Genomic DNA, 17,888 nt, shown 5'->3' on the forward strand with positions numbered 1-17,888 from the left:
CCGGAACCCGAGCTTCGCAGCTCACGTAGGAAAACAACCCTTCGCTCCGGTAATCGCCGCCCCGCATCTCAAATCCTTCAACCTCAGTTGAAGGCGTCTGAATCACCTCAAGCGGCTCAAGGAAAGAGCCTTTTTCCGCAACCTGTTAGATCAGAAGCGGAAGCCCAGACCCGCCGACCAGCTGCTATAATCCTTCGCCTTGGTCAGGCCCAGATTCAGACGAATGAGGTCGCGGGCATTGCGCGCCGATTCCTCACGCCCACGCAGGCCCAGCGACAGGCCGAATTCGTGGAACTTGTTGAAATACAGGTCGTCACCCGCATAGTTGGTGAAAGTATAGCTGGCGCGCATCGACGTATTGCGGCCAAGGCCCCGGAATTTGAGCGGCAGATCATAGGCCAGCCCGTTGCGGAACGCCCAGTTCTTCAGGCCCGGATTGATGTTGTAGCCGGCAAAACCGGTGCCCAGCGTCTGGGTATAGCCCACCATATTGCCGATGACGATGCGGCCACGACCGACATTGCCGACCACGAAGCGGCTGGCGACCGTGGTGGACAGCATATGGCCCAGCGATCCGATCTGGTCGGACGCGGTGATGCCATAGCCCACGCGCGGTTCCAGCGACCAACGCTGCGCGATCACGGGCACTTCCACCCCGACGCCGAACTGGGCGGTGACGGCGCGCGCGCCGTTCACTTCGGAATAGCTGACCGGCGAATCGATTTTCAGCAGTGCGCGGCCACCTTCGCCCAGGCGGAAGCTGCGGGCGACGCGCGCATCGATCCGCTTGATGTCGTAACGGCCGCCATTGGACGAACCCCAGCCATAATTGGCGCCGACGATCCACGGGTCGCCTGCGGTATTGCTGCCGCCGCTCGCCGCATCCTGTTCGATCGCCGAATCGCCCGACGACAGGTCCATGCTGGCGCGGACCAGCGATCCCTGTACCGACCCCGGATTGCCCGCCAGCGGGTCGATCGGCGACGTGCGCGCCAGCGCGCGCAGCATGGCGCGGACCAGCCGTTCGGCGTCCGGCCCGTCGATATCGTCCAGATAGCTGTCGAACTGCGCATAGGCTTCGTCGCGGGTCCGGCCGGTAAAGACGCTGGTATAGCGCTCGCCCGCCTCATCCAGCGCGGGGATGCGGATGGTGAAGCTGGTGCTGTTGGCGGCGTAGGCGCCCTGGATCAGAAGGCCACGGAAATCCATGACGCCGGACACCGCTGCCCGATCATTATACAGCGACACGCCGTTGCGGACATAGCGTTCGCGCAGCCGGGCCGGGTCCATGAATTCATAGCTGCGCGATGCGATGTTCAGCCCATAGGTATCATAGAGCGGCACGCCGCCTGCGGTGGTCAGTTGGACGCTGATCCGGAACAGGCTGGACAGATGATCGATTTCCGCCTGGGTCGGTGGCGTGACCGTGGTCTGCGCCCCGGCCGCACCGGCAATGACCATCCCCATGGCCGCCGTCGCACCCAGCAAAATTCCCCTGTAAAAACGCATAAGTCGGATTCCCCCCAAAGATGTCCGGAGCCGCAGCCCCCGGCCGGGCTTTAGGAAAAGGGAGAAATCCGCGCATACCCTGTTCGGGTTATGCGGCGCCCCGAATGATCGGCAGCTTGAATGTCGGGGCCGCATCGTCCACATAGTCGCCAAGTGATGCTTTTGTGCAACAGGTAAGAAAATGGCCGATCCCTATTCCCTATTGGGTGTGACCCGCAGCGCGACCGAGGCGGAAATCAAGTCCGCCTATCGCAAGCTCGCCAAGGAGCTGCATCCGGACAAGAACAAGGACAACCCAAAGGCGGCGGATAAATTCTCCGCCGTGACCAACGCCTATGACCTGCTGTCCGACAAGGATAAGCGCGCCCGGTTCGACCGCGGCGAAATCGACGGCGACGGCAATCCGGCCGCGCCCTTCGGCTTTGGCGGCGGTGGCGGTGGGCGGGGTCCGTCCGGCGGCGGCTTCGAATCCGGCGGCGCGGATTTCGGCGATATCTTCGAAGGCCTGTTCGGCGGCGCTGGTCGCCGCGCGGGTGGCGGCTTTGGCGGTGGCGGTTTCGGCCGGCAGGCGCCGCCGCAAAAGGGCGCCAATGTCGCCTATCGCCTGGCCGTCCAGTTCGTCGATGCCGCGACCCTGGCGCCGCAGCGCATCACCTTGCAGGACGGCAAGACGATCGACCTCAAACTGTCCGCCGGCGTTGAGACGGGCACGCAGATGCGCCTGTCCGGCAAGGGGCAGGCCGGCCCCGGCGGCGCGGGCGACGCGATCGTCACGGTCGAGGTGAAATCGCATCCCTTCTTCCGGCGGGATGGCGACAATGTGCTGCTTGACCTGCCCATCACCCTGGATGAGGCGGTGAAGGGCGGCAAGGTCAAGGTGCCGACCGTCGATGGCCCGGTGATGCTGGGCGTGACGGCGGGCGCGACCTCCGGCAAGACGCTGCGCCTGCGCGGGCGGGGCTTTACCGGCAAGGATGGCCAGCGCGGCGACCAGTTGGTCACGCTCCAGATCGACGTGCCGGCGGATGATCCAGCGATCCAGGCGCTGGTCGAAAGCTGGCAGGACCAGCGGGCCGTGCGCGCCCATCTGGGCGTCTGATGCGTTAGGCGGCGCAGATGCCGATGCCTTCGCCCCTGTCGCCCGAGCAACGCCGTGAAATGGCGCAGGAGGCGCGCGCCCGTTTCCATCGGCAGATGGATCGGGTGCGGCCGGGCACGCAGCCGTTCGAAGTCGTCAAGCGCGTCGCGGTCGGCACCTATAGCGACGGCTTCATCCATGCGGGAAACCTCGCCTATCTGTCGCTGATGACGCTGTTTCCCTTCTTCATCGTCGCAGCAGCGGTGGCCAGCATCTTCGGCCGCACCGACGATGGCGTGCAGGCGGTCAACGCCTTTCTCTATACCGTGCCGCGCGGCGTGGCCGATGTGGTGCGCCAGCCGATCAACGATGTGCTGACCGCACGTAGCGGCCCCTTGCTCTGGCTGGGCGGCGTCGTGGGTCTGTGGACCGTGGGCAGCCTGATCGAAACGATCCGCGACATATTGCGCCGCGCCTACGGCACCAAAAGCACCAAGCCCTTCTGGCGCTATCGCCTGGGTGCGATCGGCATCACCTTGGTCAGCGTTTTCCTGGTCATGTTCGCCTTCTCGCTTCAGGTCGCGATCACCGGCGTCGACCAGTTCCTGCATCAGATCCTTCCCTGGGCGGACGATGCGATCGCGCTGGTCGCCTCGGCAAAGCTGGTGCCGATGGGCATATTGTGCCTCGCCCTCTGGTCGCTGTTCGTGGCCCTGACCCCCACCGCCTACAAGTCGCGCCGCTTCCCCAAATGGCCCGGCGCAGTCGCGACGTCGCTCTGGTGGTATGGTACGACCTTGCTGCTGCCGCCCACTTTGTCGCTGCTGGGCGGCTATGGCCGGACCTATGGCAGCTTGGCCGGTGTCATGATCACCCTCATTTTTTTCTTTCTCGTCGGGCTCGGCGTGGTAATTGGCGCGGAATTGAACGCGGCGCTGGCGGAATTCCCCGAAGAGGATGAGCAGCCGATCGCGCAGGACGAAGGGAACGGAATAAGATTATGACAGGCTTGATGGCAGGAAAGCGTGGGCTCATCATGGGGCTGGCGAATGACAAGTCGCTGGCTTGGGGTATCGCCCAGCAACTGCACGCACAGGGCGCGGAACTCGCCTTTTCCTATCAGGGCGATGCCCTTGCCAAGCGCGTCCGTCCGCTGGCGGAGCAGGTCGGGTCGGATTTTCTGATCGATTGCGACGTGTCCGACATGGACAAGCTGGACGCCGCCTTCGCCGAGATCGAAGCGCGCTGGGGCAAGCTGGACTTCGTGGTCCACGCCATCGGTTTCTCCGACAAGAATGAGCTGCGCGGCCTCTATGCCGACACCAGCCTCGACAATTTCCTGCTGACCATGAACATTTCGGTCTACAGCTTCGTCGCCGTCACGGCACGCGCGCGCAAGCTGATGAAGGATGGCGGCAGCCTGCTGACGCTCAGCTATTATGGCGCGGAAAAGGTCATACCCCATTATAACGTCATGGGCGTGGCCAAGGCGGCGCTGGAAACCAGCGTCAAATATCTGGCGATGGACCTGGGGCCTGAAAATATCCGCGTCAACGCCATCTCGGCCGGCCCGATCAAGACGCTGGCCGCCAGCGGCATCGGCGACTTCCGCTATATCCTGAAATGGAACGAGCTGAACTCGCCGCTGCGCCGCAACGTGACGATCGAGGATGTCGGCGGCGCGGGCCTGTATCTGTTGTCGGATCTGGCGTCCGGCGTGACCGGCGAAATCCACCATGTCGACGCGGGCTACAACGTCATCGGCATGAAGGCCGAAGACGCACCGGATATCGCACTGGATAAGTAAGCTATAACCCCTCTCCCCTTTGGGGGAGAGGGAGGGGCCCGCCGCGAAGCGGTGGGAGGGTGAGGGGGCTATGCGACGACCCGATCCTGATAAACCAGACTCGCTGAACCGAGTCCGCGCCATGCGACGCGATCCGACCGAGCCGGAAAAACGGCTCTGGTCGAAACTGTGCGACCGTCAGTTGGGCGGCATCAAATTTCGCCGCCAGGTATGGCTGGCCGGCTACATCGCGGATTTTTACGCCGCTGAGGTCAAGTTGGTGATCGAAGTTGACGGCGACGACCATGCCGTTAGGGAAGCCGGCGACCGACATCGCACCGGAATTCTGGAAAGAGAGGGATTCCGTATTCTGCGTTTCGGCAATGCGGATGTGATGGACACTCTGGAAGGGGTGTTGGAGGCAATTTTGATGACGGTGCGCGAAATCCCCTCACCCTCCCACTCGGCTGCGCCGAGCGGGCCCCTCCCTCTCCCCCGTGGGGAGAGGGGCGCATGAGTTTCAACAGTTTCGGTCGCGTTTTCCGCTTCACCACCTGGGGCGAGAGCCATGGTCCTGCCATCGGCGCGGTGGTGGATGGCTGTCCTCCGGGGCTGGACTTGAGCGAGGCGGATATTCAGCCCTGGCTAGACCTGCGCAAGCCCGGCACCTCCAAATTCACCACCCAGCGGCGCGAGGCGGACGAGGTGCGCATCCTGTCGGGCGTGTTCGAAGGGCGCACCACGGGTACGCCGATCAGCCTGATGATCGAGAATACCGACCAGCGCTCGAAGGATTATTCGGACGTTGCCAAGGCCTATCGCCCCGGCCATGCCGACTATGCCTATGATGCCAAATATGGCTTTCGCGATTATCGCGGGGGCGGGCGCTCCTCGGCGCGCGAAACCGCCAGCCGGGTTGCGGCCGGCGCGGTCGCCCGTGCGGTCATCCCCGAAGTCGATATCTTCGCCTATGTCAGCGAAATCGGCGGCGACGCCATCGACTACGCCAATTTCGACGCCTCGCAGATCGGCCAGAATCCGTTCTTCTGCCCCGATCCCGCTGCCGCTGCGCGTTGGGAGGTGCTGGTCGACGGCGCGCGCAAGGACGGCTCCTCCATCGGCGCGGTCGTGGAATGCGTCGCCAGCGGAGTCCCGGCCGGCTGGGGCGCGCCGCTCTATGCCAAGCTGGACAGCGAACTCGCCGCAGCTATGATGAGCATCAACGCGGTCAAGGGCGTGGAAATCGGCGACGGTTTCGCCGCCGCTCGTCTGCGCGGGGAGCAGAATGCGGACCCGATGCGGCCCGGTAAAGATGGCCCGGTCTTCCTGGCCAACCACGCTGGCGGCATCGCTGGCGGCATTGCCACCGGCCAGCCGATCAAGGTTCGTATCGCCTTCAAGCCGACCAGCTCCATCCTGATCCCGGTCGAAACCGTCACCCGCGAAGGCGAAGCGTCGGAGATCATCACCAAGGGGCGCCACGACCCCTGCGTCGGCATCCGCGGCGTGCCCGTGGTCGAAGCGATGATGGCGCTGGTGCTGGCCGACCAGAAGCTGCTCCACCGCGCCCAATGTGGCGAGCGGGCCGGGGACTGACACGCCGAACCGCGCCAATCGCGCGCCCAATCTCTTCCGGCGGCGAGACGACTCGCCCCTGTTACGCTATGATGACGCTCATCGCCCGCGGGAGGGCGAGCGGCAGAGCGTAAGCCTGGGGAGCGTCACCACGCGTCGCAGCGTTTTTCTTGCAAAAACGCTGCGATTTAAAAGCGCGGATTGACGGTCAAAACGTCCCCTCAAAGCCGCGACACGGGCCAGCCATGGCGACATGGCTGGCCCATTTTATATCTGGCGAACGGGCAGGCCATTGCCACGCCTGCGGCCCTGTCTCCCTGACGACAGGCGGGGCATCACGGGGCATCACAGCCGACAGGATATGCCCATGACCAGCCTGCCCTTTACCCAGGTCGATGCTTTTGCCGACGCGCCCTTCACCGGCAATCCCGCTGCGGTCATTCCGCTGGATGCCTGGCTGGACGATGCCGTGCTGCAATCCATCGCCGAAGAAAACAACCTGTCCGAAACCGCCTTCACCGTGCCGACGCCGGAAGACCCGGAGGCCGATTACGCATTGCGCTGGTTCACGCCCACGGTGGAGGTGAAGCTATGCGGCCATGCCACGCTGGCCAGCGGTCATGTCCTGATCAACGGCGATTCGATCCGCTTCCGCACCCGCCAGTCCGGCATCCTGACCGTAACCCGCGACGGCAATGGCTATGCCCTCTCGCTGCCTGCCTGGCCCATGGCGCCCAAAGCGTTGCCGGATCTTGCCGCCGGCCTTGGTGGTCAGCCGATCGAATCCCACTGGCGCGATGGTGGCTACAGCCTCTTCCTCTTCCCCGACGCCGCAGCGGTCCGCGCCCTGACGCCCAACTTCGCCGCGCTGAAACCGCTGGGCGATGTCATGCTGATCGCCACCGCGCCGGGCGACGACAGCGACATCCTCAGCCGCGTCTTCGTGCCGGGTGGGGGCGTGGATGAAGATCCCGTCACCGGCTCCGCCCATAGCCTGCTCGTCCCCTTCTGGGCAGAGCGCCTCGGCCGCACGCAGATCAGCGCCTATCAGGCCTCGGCCCGTGGCGGACGCCTTGGCTGCACGCTGGCGGGCGACCGCGTCATCCTCACCGGCCAATGCCGCACGGTGATCGAGGGGCGCTTCTTCCTCTGACCCGAAGCATCGTGCAGGATACCATTGTTCCCCGGCGCAGGCCGGGGTCCAGTCCCGCCCGTTGACCTAACCCGGAAACAGCCCGATCAATTTCGCCAGCGCGCCGCGCACGGCGGCGCGCTGTTCCTTGTGCGGCGACATGCCGATCCGCACGACCGTCAGCCGCTGCGAGGGCGAGATCAATATATATTGCCCGTTATGCCCGACGCAGCCAAACAGGCTGGCGGGCGCCTGCCCCGGCATCAGCGCGCTGTCGCTGCTATCGCGGTTCAGCCACAGATGCGCGCCATAGGCCGGATTGCGCGGGGAGGGCGCCCGCATGAAATCGACCCATTTTTCCGGCAAGATCTGATGGCCGTTGGGCGACCGCCCGTCATTGCGCAGCAATTCGCCAAAGCGCCCATAATCGCGCGCGGTCATGTGCAGCATGCTGCCGCCGATCATCGTGCCGGCCGCATCATATTCGGGCGTCAGGCTGGGCAGATTGCCCGGCGCCTTCAACCGCCCGTCGATGAACATCTGCATCGCCCGTCGCCGCACGTCCGGATCGCTGCTGTTGGTCAGCATCCGCGTCATCAGATCGGACAATATGATGCTGCTGCCGGTGGAATAGGAGAAAACGGCGCCGGGCGGATGCGCCAAAGGTTTGGATTCGGCATAGGCGCGCATGTCCTGCGCGCCCGTCGTAAACAGCATCCGCACCGTGTCGCCGTTGGTGATTGGCTCGCCATCCTCGACATGGTCCAGACCTGACCGCATCTGAAGCAATTGCCGCAGTGTGATCTTGCCGCGTGGATCGCCCGGCTGGCTCCAGGCCGCGACCGGCACCGGCATGTCGAGCGCCAGCCGCCCGTCCGACACCATCAGGCCGACCAGCACCGCCGTCACGCTCTTGGCGATCGACCAGGACAGCAGCTTCGTGTCCGGCCCGAAACCGGGCGCATAACGCTCGGCAATCACTTTCCCGTCGCGCATCACCAGCAGGGCGCGGGTCTGCCCCATGGCATCCGCATCGAACAAAGGATCGATCGCCCCGCGCAGGGCGTTTTCGCCCACTACCGCATCGCTGGACACGCGGTAGACGGGGTCGGCCATAGGCGCGGCGCGGCTGGCCAGCGTGCCCGCCACGACGACACCGGCCACCCCCAGCGCCAGCCCAAGGCGCTTTACGATTCGACTGTCGATCTGCATAAGCCGCGCCCTTACAGAAGGGATTCGAAAAGGGCCATGCTGGTTCGACGCAAATGGTGGATATTGGGCGGGCTGCTCGTTCTGGCGCTGCTGGGCGCGCTCGCCTGGCACTGGACGGCGCTGAGCGCCCGCGCCCGGCTCGGCGCCGCCTATGGCGCGCGCCTCGGCTGCTCCTGCCGCTATGTCGAAGGCCGCGCCATGGGCAGCTGCAACGCCGACAAGGAACCGGGCATGGGTCTGGTAAGCCTCACCGACCTCCCGGATGAGCGCGCGGTACAGGCCAGCGTCCCCTTGCTGGCAAGCCGCACCGCGCGGTTCAAACCCGGCTGGGGCTGCCTGCTCGACCCTGTGGGGTGATGGATTGAGGCGGCCGTGATCCTCCCCTGTCAGGGGAGAAGTGACGACGATCCGCTTGCGATCAGAAGCGGACCATCCTTCTCCCCCGGAGGGAGAAGGATACGAAGCCTTACCGCGTAGCGGTTAGGCGAAGTTGGATGAGGGGGACTGGCGCAAGATTGGCGTATGACCGTGAGGCTGTCCCCCTCACCCAGCTCAGACTAGGCAGCAAGCTGCCAAGTCTACGCAGCCCTCTCCCCCTCGGGGAAGAGGGGTAAGAAACGTCCACTTCCCACCCATCCCCACCCTTCGATCACCCTATAGTCCTCAACCCCCTAGCCCCGTCGCCCTGCACCCGCTAAGGCCGCCCGATGGCGCGCGACATCCCCACGCTTCTCCACGATATTTTCGGTTTCACCGCCTTTCGGGGCGTGCAGGAACAGGTGGTGGGCCGCGTCATGGCGGGGCGGCCGACGCTGGCGATCATGCCGACCGGCGCGGGCAAGTCGCTATGCTATCAGCTGCCGTCCGCCGCGCTCGACGGCTGCTGCATCGTCGTGTCGCCGCTGATCGCGCTGATGCACGACCAGTTGCGCGCCGCCAATGCGGTGGGCCTGCGCGCCGCCAGCCTGACCAGCGTGGACGCCGACTGGCGCGAAACGCAGGATCGCCTGCGCAATGGCGATCTCGATCTGCTCTATGTCGCGCCCGAACGCGCCAGTCAGGAAAATTTCCGCAACCTGCTGCGCGCGACGAAGATCGCCCTCTTCGCCATCGACGAAGCCCATTGCGTGTCCGAATGGGGCCATGATTTTCGCCCCGACTATCGCCTGCTGCGCCCGTTGCTGGACGAATTTCCCGATGTCCCGCGCCTGGCGCTCACCGCCACCGCGGACGCGCACACGCGCGAGGATATCCTCGTCCAGCTCGGCATCCCGCGCGACGGCCTCATCATCTCCGGCTTCGACCGGCCCAATATCCGCTATGCCGTCCATCCGCGCGATGGCCTGACCCGCCAGCTGGCGGACCTCGTCGCCGCCAATCCCGGTCCCGGCGTCGTCTATGCCCAGACCCGCGCCGCGACGGAGAAGCTCGCCGAAACGCTGGGGCGGGGCGGGCGGGCCGTGCGCGCCTATCATGCCGGCATGGAGCCAGCGGTGCGCGCCGCCAATCAGGCCGCCTTCATCGCCAGCGAAGATATGGTGATGGTCGCCACCGTCGCCTTCGGCATGGGTATCGACAAGCCCGACGTGCGCTTCGTCGCCCATGCCGGCCTGCCCAAGTCGATCGAGGGCTATTATCAGGAATCGGGCCGCGCCGGCCGCGATGGCGAGCCGGCGGTCGCGCATCTCTTCTGGGGAGCGGAGGATTTCGCCCGTGCCCGCATGCGCATCGCCGAACTGGAGCCGGCCCGCCAGCCGGGCGAACGCACCCGCATCGCGGCGCTGGGCGCCCTCGTCGAAACCGCCACCTGCCGTCGGGCGATTCTGCTGCGCCATTTCGGCGAGAACCCGCCCGCCACCTGCGGCAATTGCGACAATTGCCTGACGCCCCCGGCCAGCGTCGACGCGACCGAGACGGCACGCAAATATCTGTCCGCCGTCTATCGCACCGGGCAGAGTTTCGGCGCCGGCCATATCGAGGCGGTGCTGACCGGCACGCCCAACGACAAGATTCGCGAGCGCGGCCACGACCGTATCTCCGTCCACGGCATCGTCGCGGGGGAGGAGGTCGCCCTGCTGCGCCCGGTGTCGCGCGCGCTGCTGGTGCGCGATGCGCTGGAAACGACGGAACATGGCGGGCTGATGCTCGGTCCCAACGCGCGTCCGATCCTGCGCGGGGAGGAAGAGGTGCGCATCCTTATGCCGCCCAAGCGTGAGCGGCGCAGCAAGCGCAGCGCCCGCAATGGCGCCGATGCCAACCCGGTCGGTGATCCGCTGTTCGACGCCCTGCGCGCCTGCCGCCGCGAGCTGGCGCAGGAGGCAGGGGTGCCGCCCTATGTTATCTTCCACGATTCGACGTTGCGCGAAATGGCGGAGCAGCGTCCGGCCTCCATCCGCGAAATGAGCCATATCAGCGGCATCGGCCAGAAGAAGCTGGACGCCTGGGGCGACGCCTTCCTCGCCGCGATCCGGCCCTTTCTGTGAAAGTTCACGCGGAGGCGCGGAGCCACGGAGAAGAGAGGCGAGGCCTGTAACAAGGCAAATAGTCCTGTTCGCTTGCGGACCATGGCGCCGTTCCGGTGTGACAGTCTCCGCGTCTCCGCGCGAACCAAATATCTTGAAAGCTCGCCTTCCAGAGCGCATGGGGCTGGCAAAAGGAGAAGCCCATGTTCCGCAAGCTGACCGACCGCATCCTCGTATCCCCGCAGATCAGCGTTGAGCAGGTCGGTGAGGCGAAGGCGCAAGGCGTGACCCTCATCATCAACAATCGTCCCGACGATGAAGAGCCGGGTCAGGTCAACGGCGCGGAGATCGAGGCGGCGGCGCAGGCGGCTGGCATCGCCTATCTGGCCGTGCCGGTTGCCCATGGTGGCTTTGCCCCCTGGCAGCTGGACGGCATGGCGCAGGCGCTGGAACAGGCCGGCGACGGCAAGCTGCTCGCCTACTGCCGTTCGGGCACGCGCAGCACGTTGCTTTGGGCGCTGACCCGCGCCCGCGCCGGCGACAATGGCGACGTGCTGGCCGCGCAAGCCGCCGCCGCCGGCTACGACATCGCCCCCGTGCGCCAGATCATGGACGCGCTGGCCGGCCAGTAACGCCGTGAGGCCATCTCACATCATCGCGTTCGCCGGCACAGGCCGGGGTCCAGTCCAATGATGTGAGCTGGCCCCCGGCCTGTGCCGGCGAACGCGTCCTATGGATAGGTCTCATCATGCCTTGATAGGAGACGCACGATAGACGTCATCCCGGACTTGATCCGGGATCCCGCTTTCTTTCATCATGAAAATGGCAGGCGCTCGTCCGGCGCCCCGCCTCAATTCTTGCGCTGCGGAACCGTGAAGGTGCCCGATACGCGCCCGCTCGGGCTGGTCGCGGTGCCGGCGCTGCCGCCGCCCGAAGAGCGGCCGTCCACCGTCGATCGACCGCTGTTCAGGTCCATCACCAGCCGCCCGCCGGTCAGCTTGTTCGACCCCTGCGTCAGCGTGACATTGCCCAACATGGTGATCAGCTTGCTGTTGAGGTCGTAGATGGCGACATTGCCGCGCGCGGTCTGGTCCGCCTTGTTCACCACGACATTGCCCGACGCATCGATCCGGTTGATCTGGATCCCGTCCGTGCCGGTGCCGCCGCCCGGCTGGTTGTTATAGGCCACGGTCATGCGCGCGGCGTTCAGCGTCATGCCGGCCTGCGTCACCACGACATTGCCCGACACGACGACGCGGTCGGCGCGATCCTGCACCTCGATCCGGTCGGCGTTGAAATTGACCGGGGCGTTGCTGTCGTGATTCTTGAACACCTGTGCGCTCGCACCGGCGAACATCAGCGCGGCGGTACCCGCAAAGGCGGACGACAGCAGGATCAGGGTGCGTTTCATCAGTTTCGCCCTTTGAGACCATTTTGCTCGATGCGCAAGCTTGCCCGGCCATTCAATGTCACGGTGCGCGCGTTCATGTCCGCTTCCAGATGGTCGCCGCTGAACGTGCCGATCGGGATTCGTCCATCGACCCGGCCCGCGCTCTTCATCCGCCGGGTCTTGAGGTCGACGCCGACGTCGCGCGTGGTCAGCCGATAGCCGCCCGATGCCTCGAACTGCACCGGTCCCTGGATGCCGACTCGTTCGGTTTCCATGTCGTACCGGCCCTTTTGGGCGGTCAGCACGGCCGGGCCGTCGGTCAGCAGGATGCGCGCGGACAGTGTGTTGAGATCGACGATCGGCTCGCGCGAGCTTTTCTGCACGGCGGATCCGGCGCGCAGGGAGAAGGGCTGGCCCTTGCTGTCCTCGCCCCGATACAGCGCTTCGGTCAGCCGCATCCGGTCCTTCGCCACTTCGACCTTGTTCTTGTCGAGGACGAAGCTGACCTTGTCGCCGCCCGTGAAGGGCGCGGTCGCCAGCAGGGCGGCCAGCACGCCGACCGCGACCGGCAGCCAGTTTTTCAGCAGCCCGACCAGACGGTCATGGGTGCCGCCCGGCCGCGCCCAGTGGCGGCGCACGTCGCGTTGCTGATCGGCCTGGACGGACACGAAGCGTCTGCTCCCTTACATATGCGCGAAAATGTCGATTTCCGGCCAGCCGGCCAGATCGAGTTCGGCCCGGTGCGGCAGGAAATCGAAACAGGCCTGGGCCAGTTCCATCCGGCCTTCGCGGATCAGGCGCTTGTCCAGTTCGGCTTTTAGCGCGTGGAGGTAACGCACGTCCGACGCGGCATAATCCTTCTGCGCGTCCGACAGGACCGGGCCGCCCCAATCGCTCGACTGCTGCTGCTTGCTGATATCCTGGCCCAGCAATTCGCGGACCAGTTCCTTCAGGCCGTGGCGGTCGGTATAGGTGCGGATCAGGCGCGACGCGATTTTGGTGCAATAGACGGGCGCGGCCACCACGCCCAGATAATGTTTGATCGCGGCGATATCGAACCGGCCGAAATGATAGAGTTTCAGCCGTTCCGGATCGGCCAGCACCGCCTTCAGGTTGGGCGCGGCATAATCGCTGCCCGGATTGAAGCGGACGAGATGCTCGTCGCCCTTGCCATCGCTGATCTGGACCACGCACAGGCGGTCGCGTGGGGTGATGAGCCCCATCGTTTCGGTGTCGATGGCGATCGGGCCGGCGGCAAGGACGCCGGCGGGCAAATCTTCTTCATGGAAATACACGGTCATGGCTTCCCCTCTATGGCGAAACCGGTTCGACCGCAATCGGCCCTTTTGTCGTGGCGAAAGCTGCGGCGAAACGCGGCATTGCTGCGCCGAGCGGTGGAATATTCGGCATTTTTCCGTTATTGGAACGGAACATGACCACAACAGTGAAAATCATTCGCGCTGCCCTGAAAAGTTGATATAGTGATTCCCAAACCCGCCTTTGCGGTGGATTCTGCATGTCATTCGCCCGACATGTTTGTCCGATTGTCTTTTGGGGCGAAGCGAAAGTGACTAACAGGGCATGAGTTTTGATAGAGGTCGCCGCGGCGGGCGCGGCAAGGATAAGCGCGACGGTTTCGGCGACGACAACTTCTACGGTGGTGGCGATCGTGGCGGCTTCGGCGGTGATCGCTTCGGCGGCGGCGGCGGTGGCTTCGGCGGCGACCGTGGCGGTTTCGGCGGTGGTGACCGTGGCGGCTTTGGCGGCGGCGGCGGCGGTGGTCGCGGCGGCTTCGGCGGCGGCGGCGGTGGTTTCGGCGGCGGTGGCGGCGGCGGTGGCCGCGGCATGCCTGCTCAGGTCGTCGGCGAAGGCAAGGGCGTTGTTAAGTTCTTCAACGGCCAGAAGGGTTTCGGCTTCATCGTTCGTGACGATGGCGGCGAAGACGTGTTCGTGCACATCAGCGCCGTCGAACAGGCCGGCCTGACCGGTCTGGCCGAAGGTCAGCCGCTCGGCTTCACGCTGGTCGATCGCGGTGGCAAGGTGTCGGCGACCGATCTGGTCATCGACGGCGAACCGCTCCCCGTCACCGATCGCGGCCCGCCGCGCGAAGCTCGCGAACCGCGCGCCGGTGGCTTTGGTGGTGCACCCGATCGTGGTCCGCAGCGTCAGCTGACCGGTGAGCGCTCCAGCGGCACCGTGAAGTTCTTCAACGCCATGAAGGGCTTCGGCTTCATCCAGCGCGACGACGGCCAGCCCGACGCCTTCGTCCACATCAGCGCCGTCGAACGCGCCGGCATGGGCGCCCTGAATGAAGGCGACCGCCTCGACTTCGAACTGGAAGTCGATCGTCGCGGCAAATATGCTGCGGTGAACCTCCAGTCGAAGGCCGAATAAGGCTAGACGGATCATCCCTGTTTTCAGGGAGAGGATGAAAGGGGCTGCCTGAAAAGGCGGCCCCTTTTGCATTTCGGGGTGTTGGGGAGATGGGGCGGATTGGGCGGAAAGCCGGTTGGCTGTCTTATCGTGGCCCTTTCCTGTCTTCACGGGAGAGGGTTGGGTGAGGGTCTTTTTTCTTGCTGTCAGGAAATGATCGTCCAGAAAGAAGAAAGCCCCTCACCGACTGCGACTAGGCAGTAAGCTGCAAAGTCTCCGTTACCTCTCCCGCGAAAGCGGGAAAGGGTAACAGGAGCGTCCCTATCTTGAATGCACCCGACCCGACGGCGCGCATCCGTCCCGCTTCCAATGTAGGATAATCTTTGATCTATCCTGCACAATGCAGCCTTCACTCTCCAACGGCCCGTCAACACTCCCCAGCCCCAAACACACACGCATCTGTGTCGCGCCGATGTGACCCTGCCGATATAGGAGGTGACGCGTCGCGAAGGCCTTGCAAGCGCCTGGCGAAAGCCTCGTGAGCGCTTCCGGCCCAAAAAGCCGTGCAACGGTGTGAACTTCGGCCAGTGACCTTTCCGCCCACCTTCTTCGCCAAATCCGCGTCCCGTTCGCAGCTTCCCCTTCATCTTGCCGCGCGCTTGTTCTATGTCCGCAATCCAATTCCCAAGAGGACGCCATTTTGATCCTGGATATCGCCGCCGCCGCTTCGGGCGCCATTCGCTTTGAAGATCTGGGGCTGAACCCCGTGGCCCTGAACTTGGGCTTCTTCACGCTGAAATGGTACAGCCTCGCCTATCTGGCCGGCATCCTGATCGGCTATTGGTATCTGCTCAAACTGGTCGATCAGCCCGGATCGCCGATGGCGCGGCGTCACGCCGACGACATGATCTTCTACGCGACGCTGGGCATCATCATCGGCGGGCGGCTGGCCTATGTGATCTTCTACCAGCCCGAAATTCTCGCCCATCCACTCGATATCTTCAAATTGTGGAATGGCGGCATGTCCTTCCATGGCGGTGCAATCGGCGTGTCGCTCGGCATTCTCTACATGGCGTGGAAGGAAAAGCTCAGCTGGCTGCGTATCCATGACTATGTCGCCTGCGTCGTGCCTTTCGGCCTCTTCTTCGGCCGCCTCGCCAATTTCGTGAACGGCGAATTGTGGGGCAAGGAAACCGACGTACCCTGGGCGATCATCTTCCCGACCGGCGGCCCCTTCGCCCGCCACCCGAGTCAGCTGTACGAAGCCGCCCTGGAAGGCGTCGTCCTGTTCCTGATCCTCGCCTTCGCTTTCTGGAAGACGAAAGCGCGCTACAAGCCGGGCATGCTCGTGGGCATTTTCGTCTTCGGCTATGGCTGCTTCCGGTTCGCCGTGGAATATTTCCGGGAGGCCGACGCCCAGTTGATGGAGTTTGCCGCGCGCACCGGCCTGCACATGGGCCAGTGGCTCTGCCTGCCGATGATCCTAGGCGGCCTCTATCTGATCGTCACGGCCAAGGGCCGCCGTCTGCGCGTCGAACCGGTGGCCGGCAGCGCCAGTGTCGGCTGACATGCCGCCGCTGGCCCGGCGCCTCGCCGGCCAGATCGCCTCGGGCGGCCCGATCTCGGTCGCCCATTATATCGGCGAAGCGAACCAGCATTATTACGCCACCCGCGATCCGCTGGGCGCCGACGGCGACTTCACCACCGCGCCGGAAATCAGCCAGATGTTCGGCGAACTGGTGGGCCTGGCGCTGGCCGACGTCTGGATGCGATCGGGCCGCCGTGCCGATCCTGCCTATGTCGAACTGGGGCCGGGGCGTGGCACGCTGGCGTCCGATGCGATCCGCGCCATGGATCGCGCTGCGCTGGCGCCCAAGCTGCATCTGGTCGAAACCAGTCCCACTCTGCGCGAGCGGCAACATGCGCTGTTGCCCCATGTCATCCATCACGACACGATCGACAGCCTGCCCGATACCGGCCCGCTGCTGGTCGTCGCCAATGAATTTTTCGATGCGCTCCCCGTGCGGCAGTGCATTCGCGTCGTCGACGAATGGCGCGAACGCGTCGTCATCAGCCGGGAGGAGGAGGGGCGCTTCATCGCCGTTCCGGGCTATCGCCGGATTGAATCGGGCCTCCCCGCCTTCGCCAACGACGCGCCGGAGGGGGCGATCATCGAATCGCCGATCGTGGGCGCGGGCATCGCCTATGCGCTCGCCCATCGCATCGCCAAGCAGGGCGGCGCCGCGATCATCATCGACTATGGCTATGAAGGCCCGGCGCTGGGCGACACGTTGCAGGCGGTGAAGGCGCACCAGTTCGCCGACCCCTTCGCCGATCCGGGCGAGGTGGATTTGACCACTCATGTCGACTTCACCGTGCTCGGCAATATGGCGCGTCAGGCGGGGCTTCGCGTCCATGGGGCCGTGGGGCAGGGCGCCTTCCTGCAACAACTGGGCATAGATGCCCGCGCCGCTCAGCTTGCGACGACCGCCCCGGCGCGCGCGGCGGAGGTGGAGGCTGCCCGCCACCGCCTGACCGACGAGGCGGAAATGGGGACATTGTTCAAGGCGATGGCCTGGACGCACCCGGATTGGGCCGACCCGGCTGGGTTCGAGAAATAGCTGTCCTATTCGTGCGTCTCAGGCGCACGAATGAAGGATGCAGCAGCCCTCAATCTTCCTGATGATAACGGCCCAGCTTGCGGATGAAGCCGATCAGGCCGGTCTGGCGGCTGCGCTTCATCCGTTCGGCGTGCAGGATGGTCCTGACCTGCTGGAAACAGGCCTCCGCATCGACATTGCACAGCACATAGTCATAGCCGTCCCAATGCGCGATCTCTCCGGCGGCACGCGCCATGCGGCCCTCGATCACCTCGTTGCTATCGGTCGCGCGCCCACGCAGGCGGCGTTCCAGCTCCTCCATCGACGGCGGCAGGATGAAGATGCGGACGACATCGCCACCGGCAATCTGGTGCAACTGCTGCGCACCCTGCCAATCGATGTCGAACAAGACGTCCTTGCCCGATTTCAGCATCGCTTCCACGGGCGCGCGTGGCGTGCCGTAGCGCTGGCCGAAGACATGCGCCCATTCCAGAAATTCATGGTCCGTCGTCATCCGGCGAAATTCTTCCAGATCGACGAAATGATAATCCTTGCCGTCGACTTCGCCCGGCCGCATCGGCCGCGTCGTCGCGGATACCGACATGGACAGGTCGGTTTCGGCCGCCAGCAGCTTGCGCGCGATGGTGGATTTGCCCGCGCCAGAGGGCGAGGACAGTACGAAAAGCACGCCGCGGCGCTTGAAGTCGGGAGTCTCGGTGGGGATGCTGTCGGCCATGGCCGCTAGTGCCTCCACCGACGCCTTTTTGCAAG

General features: G+C 64.9%; 19 protein-coding genes. 12 read left to right on the top strand and 7 right to left on the bottom strand.

The window, feature by feature from the left end; all coding sequences use genetic code 11:
* Positions 1-150 precede the first annotated feature (150 nt).
* A complete protein-coding gene (locus F4U95_RS15815) occupies positions 151-1,509 on the bottom strand; it encodes a hypothetical protein (protein WP_150426348.1) in 1,359 nt (452 codons plus the stop codon).
* A gap of 181 nt (positions 1,510-1,690) precedes the next feature.
* On the opposite strand from F4U95_RS15815, the gene F4U95_RS15820 reads away from it, so the two are divergent.
* The 6 genes from F4U95_RS15820 (at position 1,691) to F4U95_RS15845 (ending at position 7,101) form a co-directional block, all read left to right on the top strand.
* Positions 1,691-2,608, top strand: coding sequence for a DnaJ C-terminal domain-containing protein (locus F4U95_RS15820; RefSeq protein ID WP_150426349.1), 918 nt, complete (start codon positions 1,691-1,693; stop codon positions 2,606-2,608).
* Between the two features lie 17 nt (positions 2,609-2,625).
* Entirely contained in the window at positions 2,626-3,591 is a 966-nt protein-coding gene (locus F4U95_RS15825; protein WP_172598809.1) for a YihY/virulence factor BrkB family protein, read from the top strand.
* Positions 3,588-4,394 carry an enoyl-ACP reductase FabI gene (gene fabI / locus F4U95_RS15830; RefSeq protein WP_093016935.1) on the top strand — a complete coding sequence of 269 codons (807 nt, stop codon included), beginning with the start codon at positions 3,588-3,590 and terminating at the stop codon, positions 4,392-4,394. Before F4U95_RS15825 ends, fabI begins: the two co-directional genes overlap by 4 nt.
* 70 nt (positions 4,395-4,464) lie before the next feature.
* Positions 4,465-4,890: an endonuclease domain-containing protein gene (locus F4U95_RS15835; RefSeq protein WP_150426350.1), complete on the top strand. Its 426-nt coding sequence runs from the start codon at positions 4,465-4,467 to the stop codon at positions 4,888-4,890.
* Positions 4,887-5,969: a chorismate synthase gene (aroC, locus tag F4U95_RS15840; protein WP_150426351.1), complete on the top strand. Its 1,083-nt coding sequence runs from the start codon at positions 4,887-4,889 to the stop codon at positions 5,967-5,969. Before F4U95_RS15835 ends, aroC begins: the two co-directional genes overlap by 4 nt.
* A gap of 346 nt (positions 5,970-6,315) precedes the next feature.
* Positions 6,316-7,101, top strand: a complete 786-nt coding sequence (locus F4U95_RS15845) for a PhzF family phenazine biosynthesis protein (RefSeq protein ID WP_150426352.1) — start codon at positions 6,316-6,318, stop codon at positions 7,099-7,101.
* 66 nt (positions 7,102-7,167) lie between these two features.
* Here the strand turns inward: F4U95_RS15845 and F4U95_RS15850 are convergent, their stop codons facing one another.
* Positions 7,168-8,292 (bottom strand): serine hydrolase domain-containing protein, encoded by a 1,125-nt coding sequence (locus tag F4U95_RS15850; RefSeq protein ID WP_150426353.1) that lies wholly within the window; start codon positions 8,290-8,292, stop codon positions 7,168-7,170.
* A gap of 36 nt (positions 8,293-8,328) precedes the next feature.
* Here F4U95_RS15850 and F4U95_RS15855 point away from each other — a divergent pair, with 36 nt between their 5' ends.
* The 3 genes from F4U95_RS15855 to F4U95_RS15865 all read left to right on the top strand — a co-directional run bounded on the left by F4U95_RS15855 (position 8,329) and on the right by F4U95_RS15865 (position 11,386).
* Positions 8,329-8,649 (top strand): hypothetical protein, encoded by a 321-nt coding sequence (locus tag F4U95_RS15855; RefSeq protein ID WP_150426354.1) that lies wholly within the window; start codon positions 8,329-8,331, stop codon positions 8,647-8,649.
* Positions 8,650-8,999: 350 nt separating this feature from the next.
* Entirely contained in the window at positions 9,000-10,775 is a 1,776-nt protein-coding gene (recQ, locus tag F4U95_RS15860; protein ID WP_150426355.1) for a DNA helicase RecQ, read from the top strand.
* A gap of 182 nt (positions 10,776-10,957) precedes the next feature.
* Positions 10,958-11,386 carry a protein tyrosine phosphatase family protein gene (locus F4U95_RS15865; RefSeq protein ID WP_150426356.1) on the top strand — a complete coding sequence of 143 codons (429 nt, stop codon included), beginning with the start codon at positions 10,958-10,960 and terminating at the stop codon, positions 11,384-11,386.
* Between the two features lie 218 nt (positions 11,387-11,604).
* Here F4U95_RS15865 and F4U95_RS15870 read toward each other — a convergent pair whose 3' ends face one another.
* The 4 genes from F4U95_RS15870 to F4U95_RS25395 are packed head-to-tail and all read right to left on the bottom strand — an operon-like array spanning position 11,605 to position 13,599.
* Entirely contained in the window at positions 11,605-12,165 is a 561-nt protein-coding gene (locus F4U95_RS15870; RefSeq protein ID WP_120251711.1) for an LptA/OstA family protein, read from the bottom strand.
* Positions 12,165-12,812 carry an LPS export ABC transporter periplasmic protein LptC gene (locus F4U95_RS15875; RefSeq protein ID WP_150426357.1) on the bottom strand — a complete coding sequence of 216 codons (648 nt, stop codon included), beginning with the start codon at positions 12,810-12,812 and terminating at the stop codon, positions 12,165-12,167. The genes F4U95_RS15870 and F4U95_RS15875 overlap by 1 nt, the downstream gene beginning before the upstream one ends.
* A 15-nt stretch (positions 12,813-12,827) precedes the next feature.
* Entirely contained in the window at positions 12,828-13,445 is a 618-nt protein-coding gene (locus F4U95_RS15880; RefSeq protein WP_120251713.1) for a ribonuclease D, read from the bottom strand.
* A 10-nt stretch (positions 13,446-13,455) separates the two neighbouring features.
* Complete coding sequence (locus F4U95_RS25395; protein WP_161600399.1) at positions 13,456-13,599, bottom strand: hypothetical protein; 144 nt, start codon at positions 13,597-13,599, stop codon at positions 13,456-13,458.
* Between the two features lie 126 nt (positions 13,600-13,725).
* Here F4U95_RS25395 and F4U95_RS25400 point away from each other — a divergent pair, with 126 nt between their 5' ends.
* The 3 genes from F4U95_RS25400 to F4U95_RS15895 all read left to right on the top strand — a co-directional run bounded on the left by F4U95_RS25400 (position 13,726) and on the right by F4U95_RS15895 (position 17,138).
* Positions 13,726-14,538: a cold-shock protein gene (locus F4U95_RS25400; RefSeq protein ID WP_150426358.1), complete on the top strand. Its 813-nt coding sequence runs from the start codon at positions 13,726-13,728 to the stop codon at positions 14,536-14,538.
* Positions 14,539-15,217: 679 nt separating this feature from the next.
* A complete protein-coding gene (gene lgt / locus F4U95_RS15890) occupies positions 15,218-16,084 on the top strand; it encodes a prolipoprotein diacylglyceryl transferase (RefSeq protein WP_150426359.1) in 867 nt (288 codons plus the stop codon).
* Between the two features lies 1 nt (position 16,085).
* Positions 16,086-17,138: a class I SAM-dependent methyltransferase gene (locus tag F4U95_RS15895; RefSeq protein ID WP_150426438.1), complete on the top strand. Its 1,053-nt coding sequence runs from the start codon at positions 16,086-16,088 to the stop codon at positions 17,136-17,138.
* A gap of 49 nt (positions 17,139-17,187) precedes the next feature.
* On the opposite strand, the gene gmk is transcribed toward F4U95_RS15895, so the two are convergent.
* Positions 17,188-17,853: a guanylate kinase gene (gene gmk / locus F4U95_RS15900; protein WP_120251717.1), complete on the bottom strand. Its 666-nt coding sequence runs from the start codon at positions 17,851-17,853 to the stop codon at positions 17,188-17,190.
* Between the last annotated feature and the right edge of the window lie 35 nt (positions 17,854-17,888).

This window comes from Sphingobium limneticum (assembly GCF_008710165.1).
In the GTDB taxonomy this organism is placed as follows: domain Bacteria; phylum Pseudomonadota; class Alphaproteobacteria; order Sphingomonadales; family Sphingomonadaceae; genus Sphingobium; species Sphingobium limneticum.

Bases quoted from the DNA above. Each gene is read 5' to 3' on its own strand.
- F4U95_RS15870 (WP_120251711.1), bottom strand. From the start codon at position 12,165: ATGAAACGCACCCTGATCCTGCTGTCGTCCGCCTTTGCGGGTACCGCC.
- F4U95_RS15815 (WP_150426348.1), bottom strand. From the start codon at position 1,509: ATGCGTTTTTACAGGGGAATTTTGCTGGGTGCGACGGCGGCCATGGGG.
- F4U95_RS15820 (WP_150426349.1), top strand. From the start codon at position 1,691: ATGGCCGATCCCTATTCCCTATTGGGTGTGACCCGCAGCGCGACCGAG.
- F4U95_RS15845 (WP_150426352.1), top strand. From the start codon at position 6,316: ATGACCAGCCTGCCCTTTACCCAGGTCGATGCTTTTGCCGACGCGCCC.
- F4U95_RS15865 (WP_150426356.1), top strand. From the start codon at position 10,958: ATGTTCCGCAAGCTGACCGACCGCATCCTCGTATCCCCGCAGATCAGC.
- F4U95_RS15850 (WP_150426353.1), bottom strand. From the start codon at position 8,292: ATGCAGATCGACAGTCGAATCGTAAAGCGCCTTGGGCTGGCGCTGGGG.
- gmk (WP_120251717.1), bottom strand. From the start codon at position 17,853: ATGGCCGACAGCATCCCCACCGAGACTCCCGACTTCAAGCGCCGCGGC.
- F4U95_RS15895 (WP_150426438.1), top strand. From the start codon at position 16,086: ATGCCGCCGCTGGCCCGGCGCCTCGCCGGCCAGATCGCCTCGGGCGGC.
- F4U95_RS15880 (WP_120251713.1), bottom strand. From the start codon at position 13,445: ATGACCGTGTATTTCCATGAAGAAGATTTGCCCGCCGGCGTCCTTGCC.
- aroC (WP_150426351.1), top strand. From the start codon at position 4,887: ATGAGTTTCAACAGTTTCGGTCGCGTTTTCCGCTTCACCACCTGGGGC.
- F4U95_RS25400 (WP_150426358.1), top strand. From the start codon at position 13,726: ATGAGTTTTGATAGAGGTCGCCGCGGCGGGCGCGGCAAGGATAAGCGC.
- F4U95_RS15855 (WP_150426354.1), top strand. From the start codon at position 8,329: ATGCTGGTTCGACGCAAATGGTGGATATTGGGCGGGCTGCTCGTTCTG.
- recQ (WP_150426355.1), top strand. From the start codon at position 9,000: ATGGCGCGCGACATCCCCACGCTTCTCCACGATATTTTCGGTTTCACC.
- F4U95_RS25395 (WP_161600399.1), bottom strand. From the start codon at position 13,599: ATGATTTTCACTGTTGTGGTCATGTTCCGTTCCAATAACGGAAAAATG.
- fabI (WP_093016935.1), top strand. From the start codon at position 3,588: ATGACAGGCTTGATGGCAGGAAAGCGTGGGCTCATCATGGGGCTGGCG.
- F4U95_RS15825 (WP_172598809.1), top strand. From the start codon at position 2,626: ATGCCGATGCCTTCGCCCCTGTCGCCCGAGCAACGCCGTGAAATGGCG.
- F4U95_RS15835 (WP_150426350.1), top strand. From the start codon at position 4,465: ATGCGACGACCCGATCCTGATAAACCAGACTCGCTGAACCGAGTCCGC.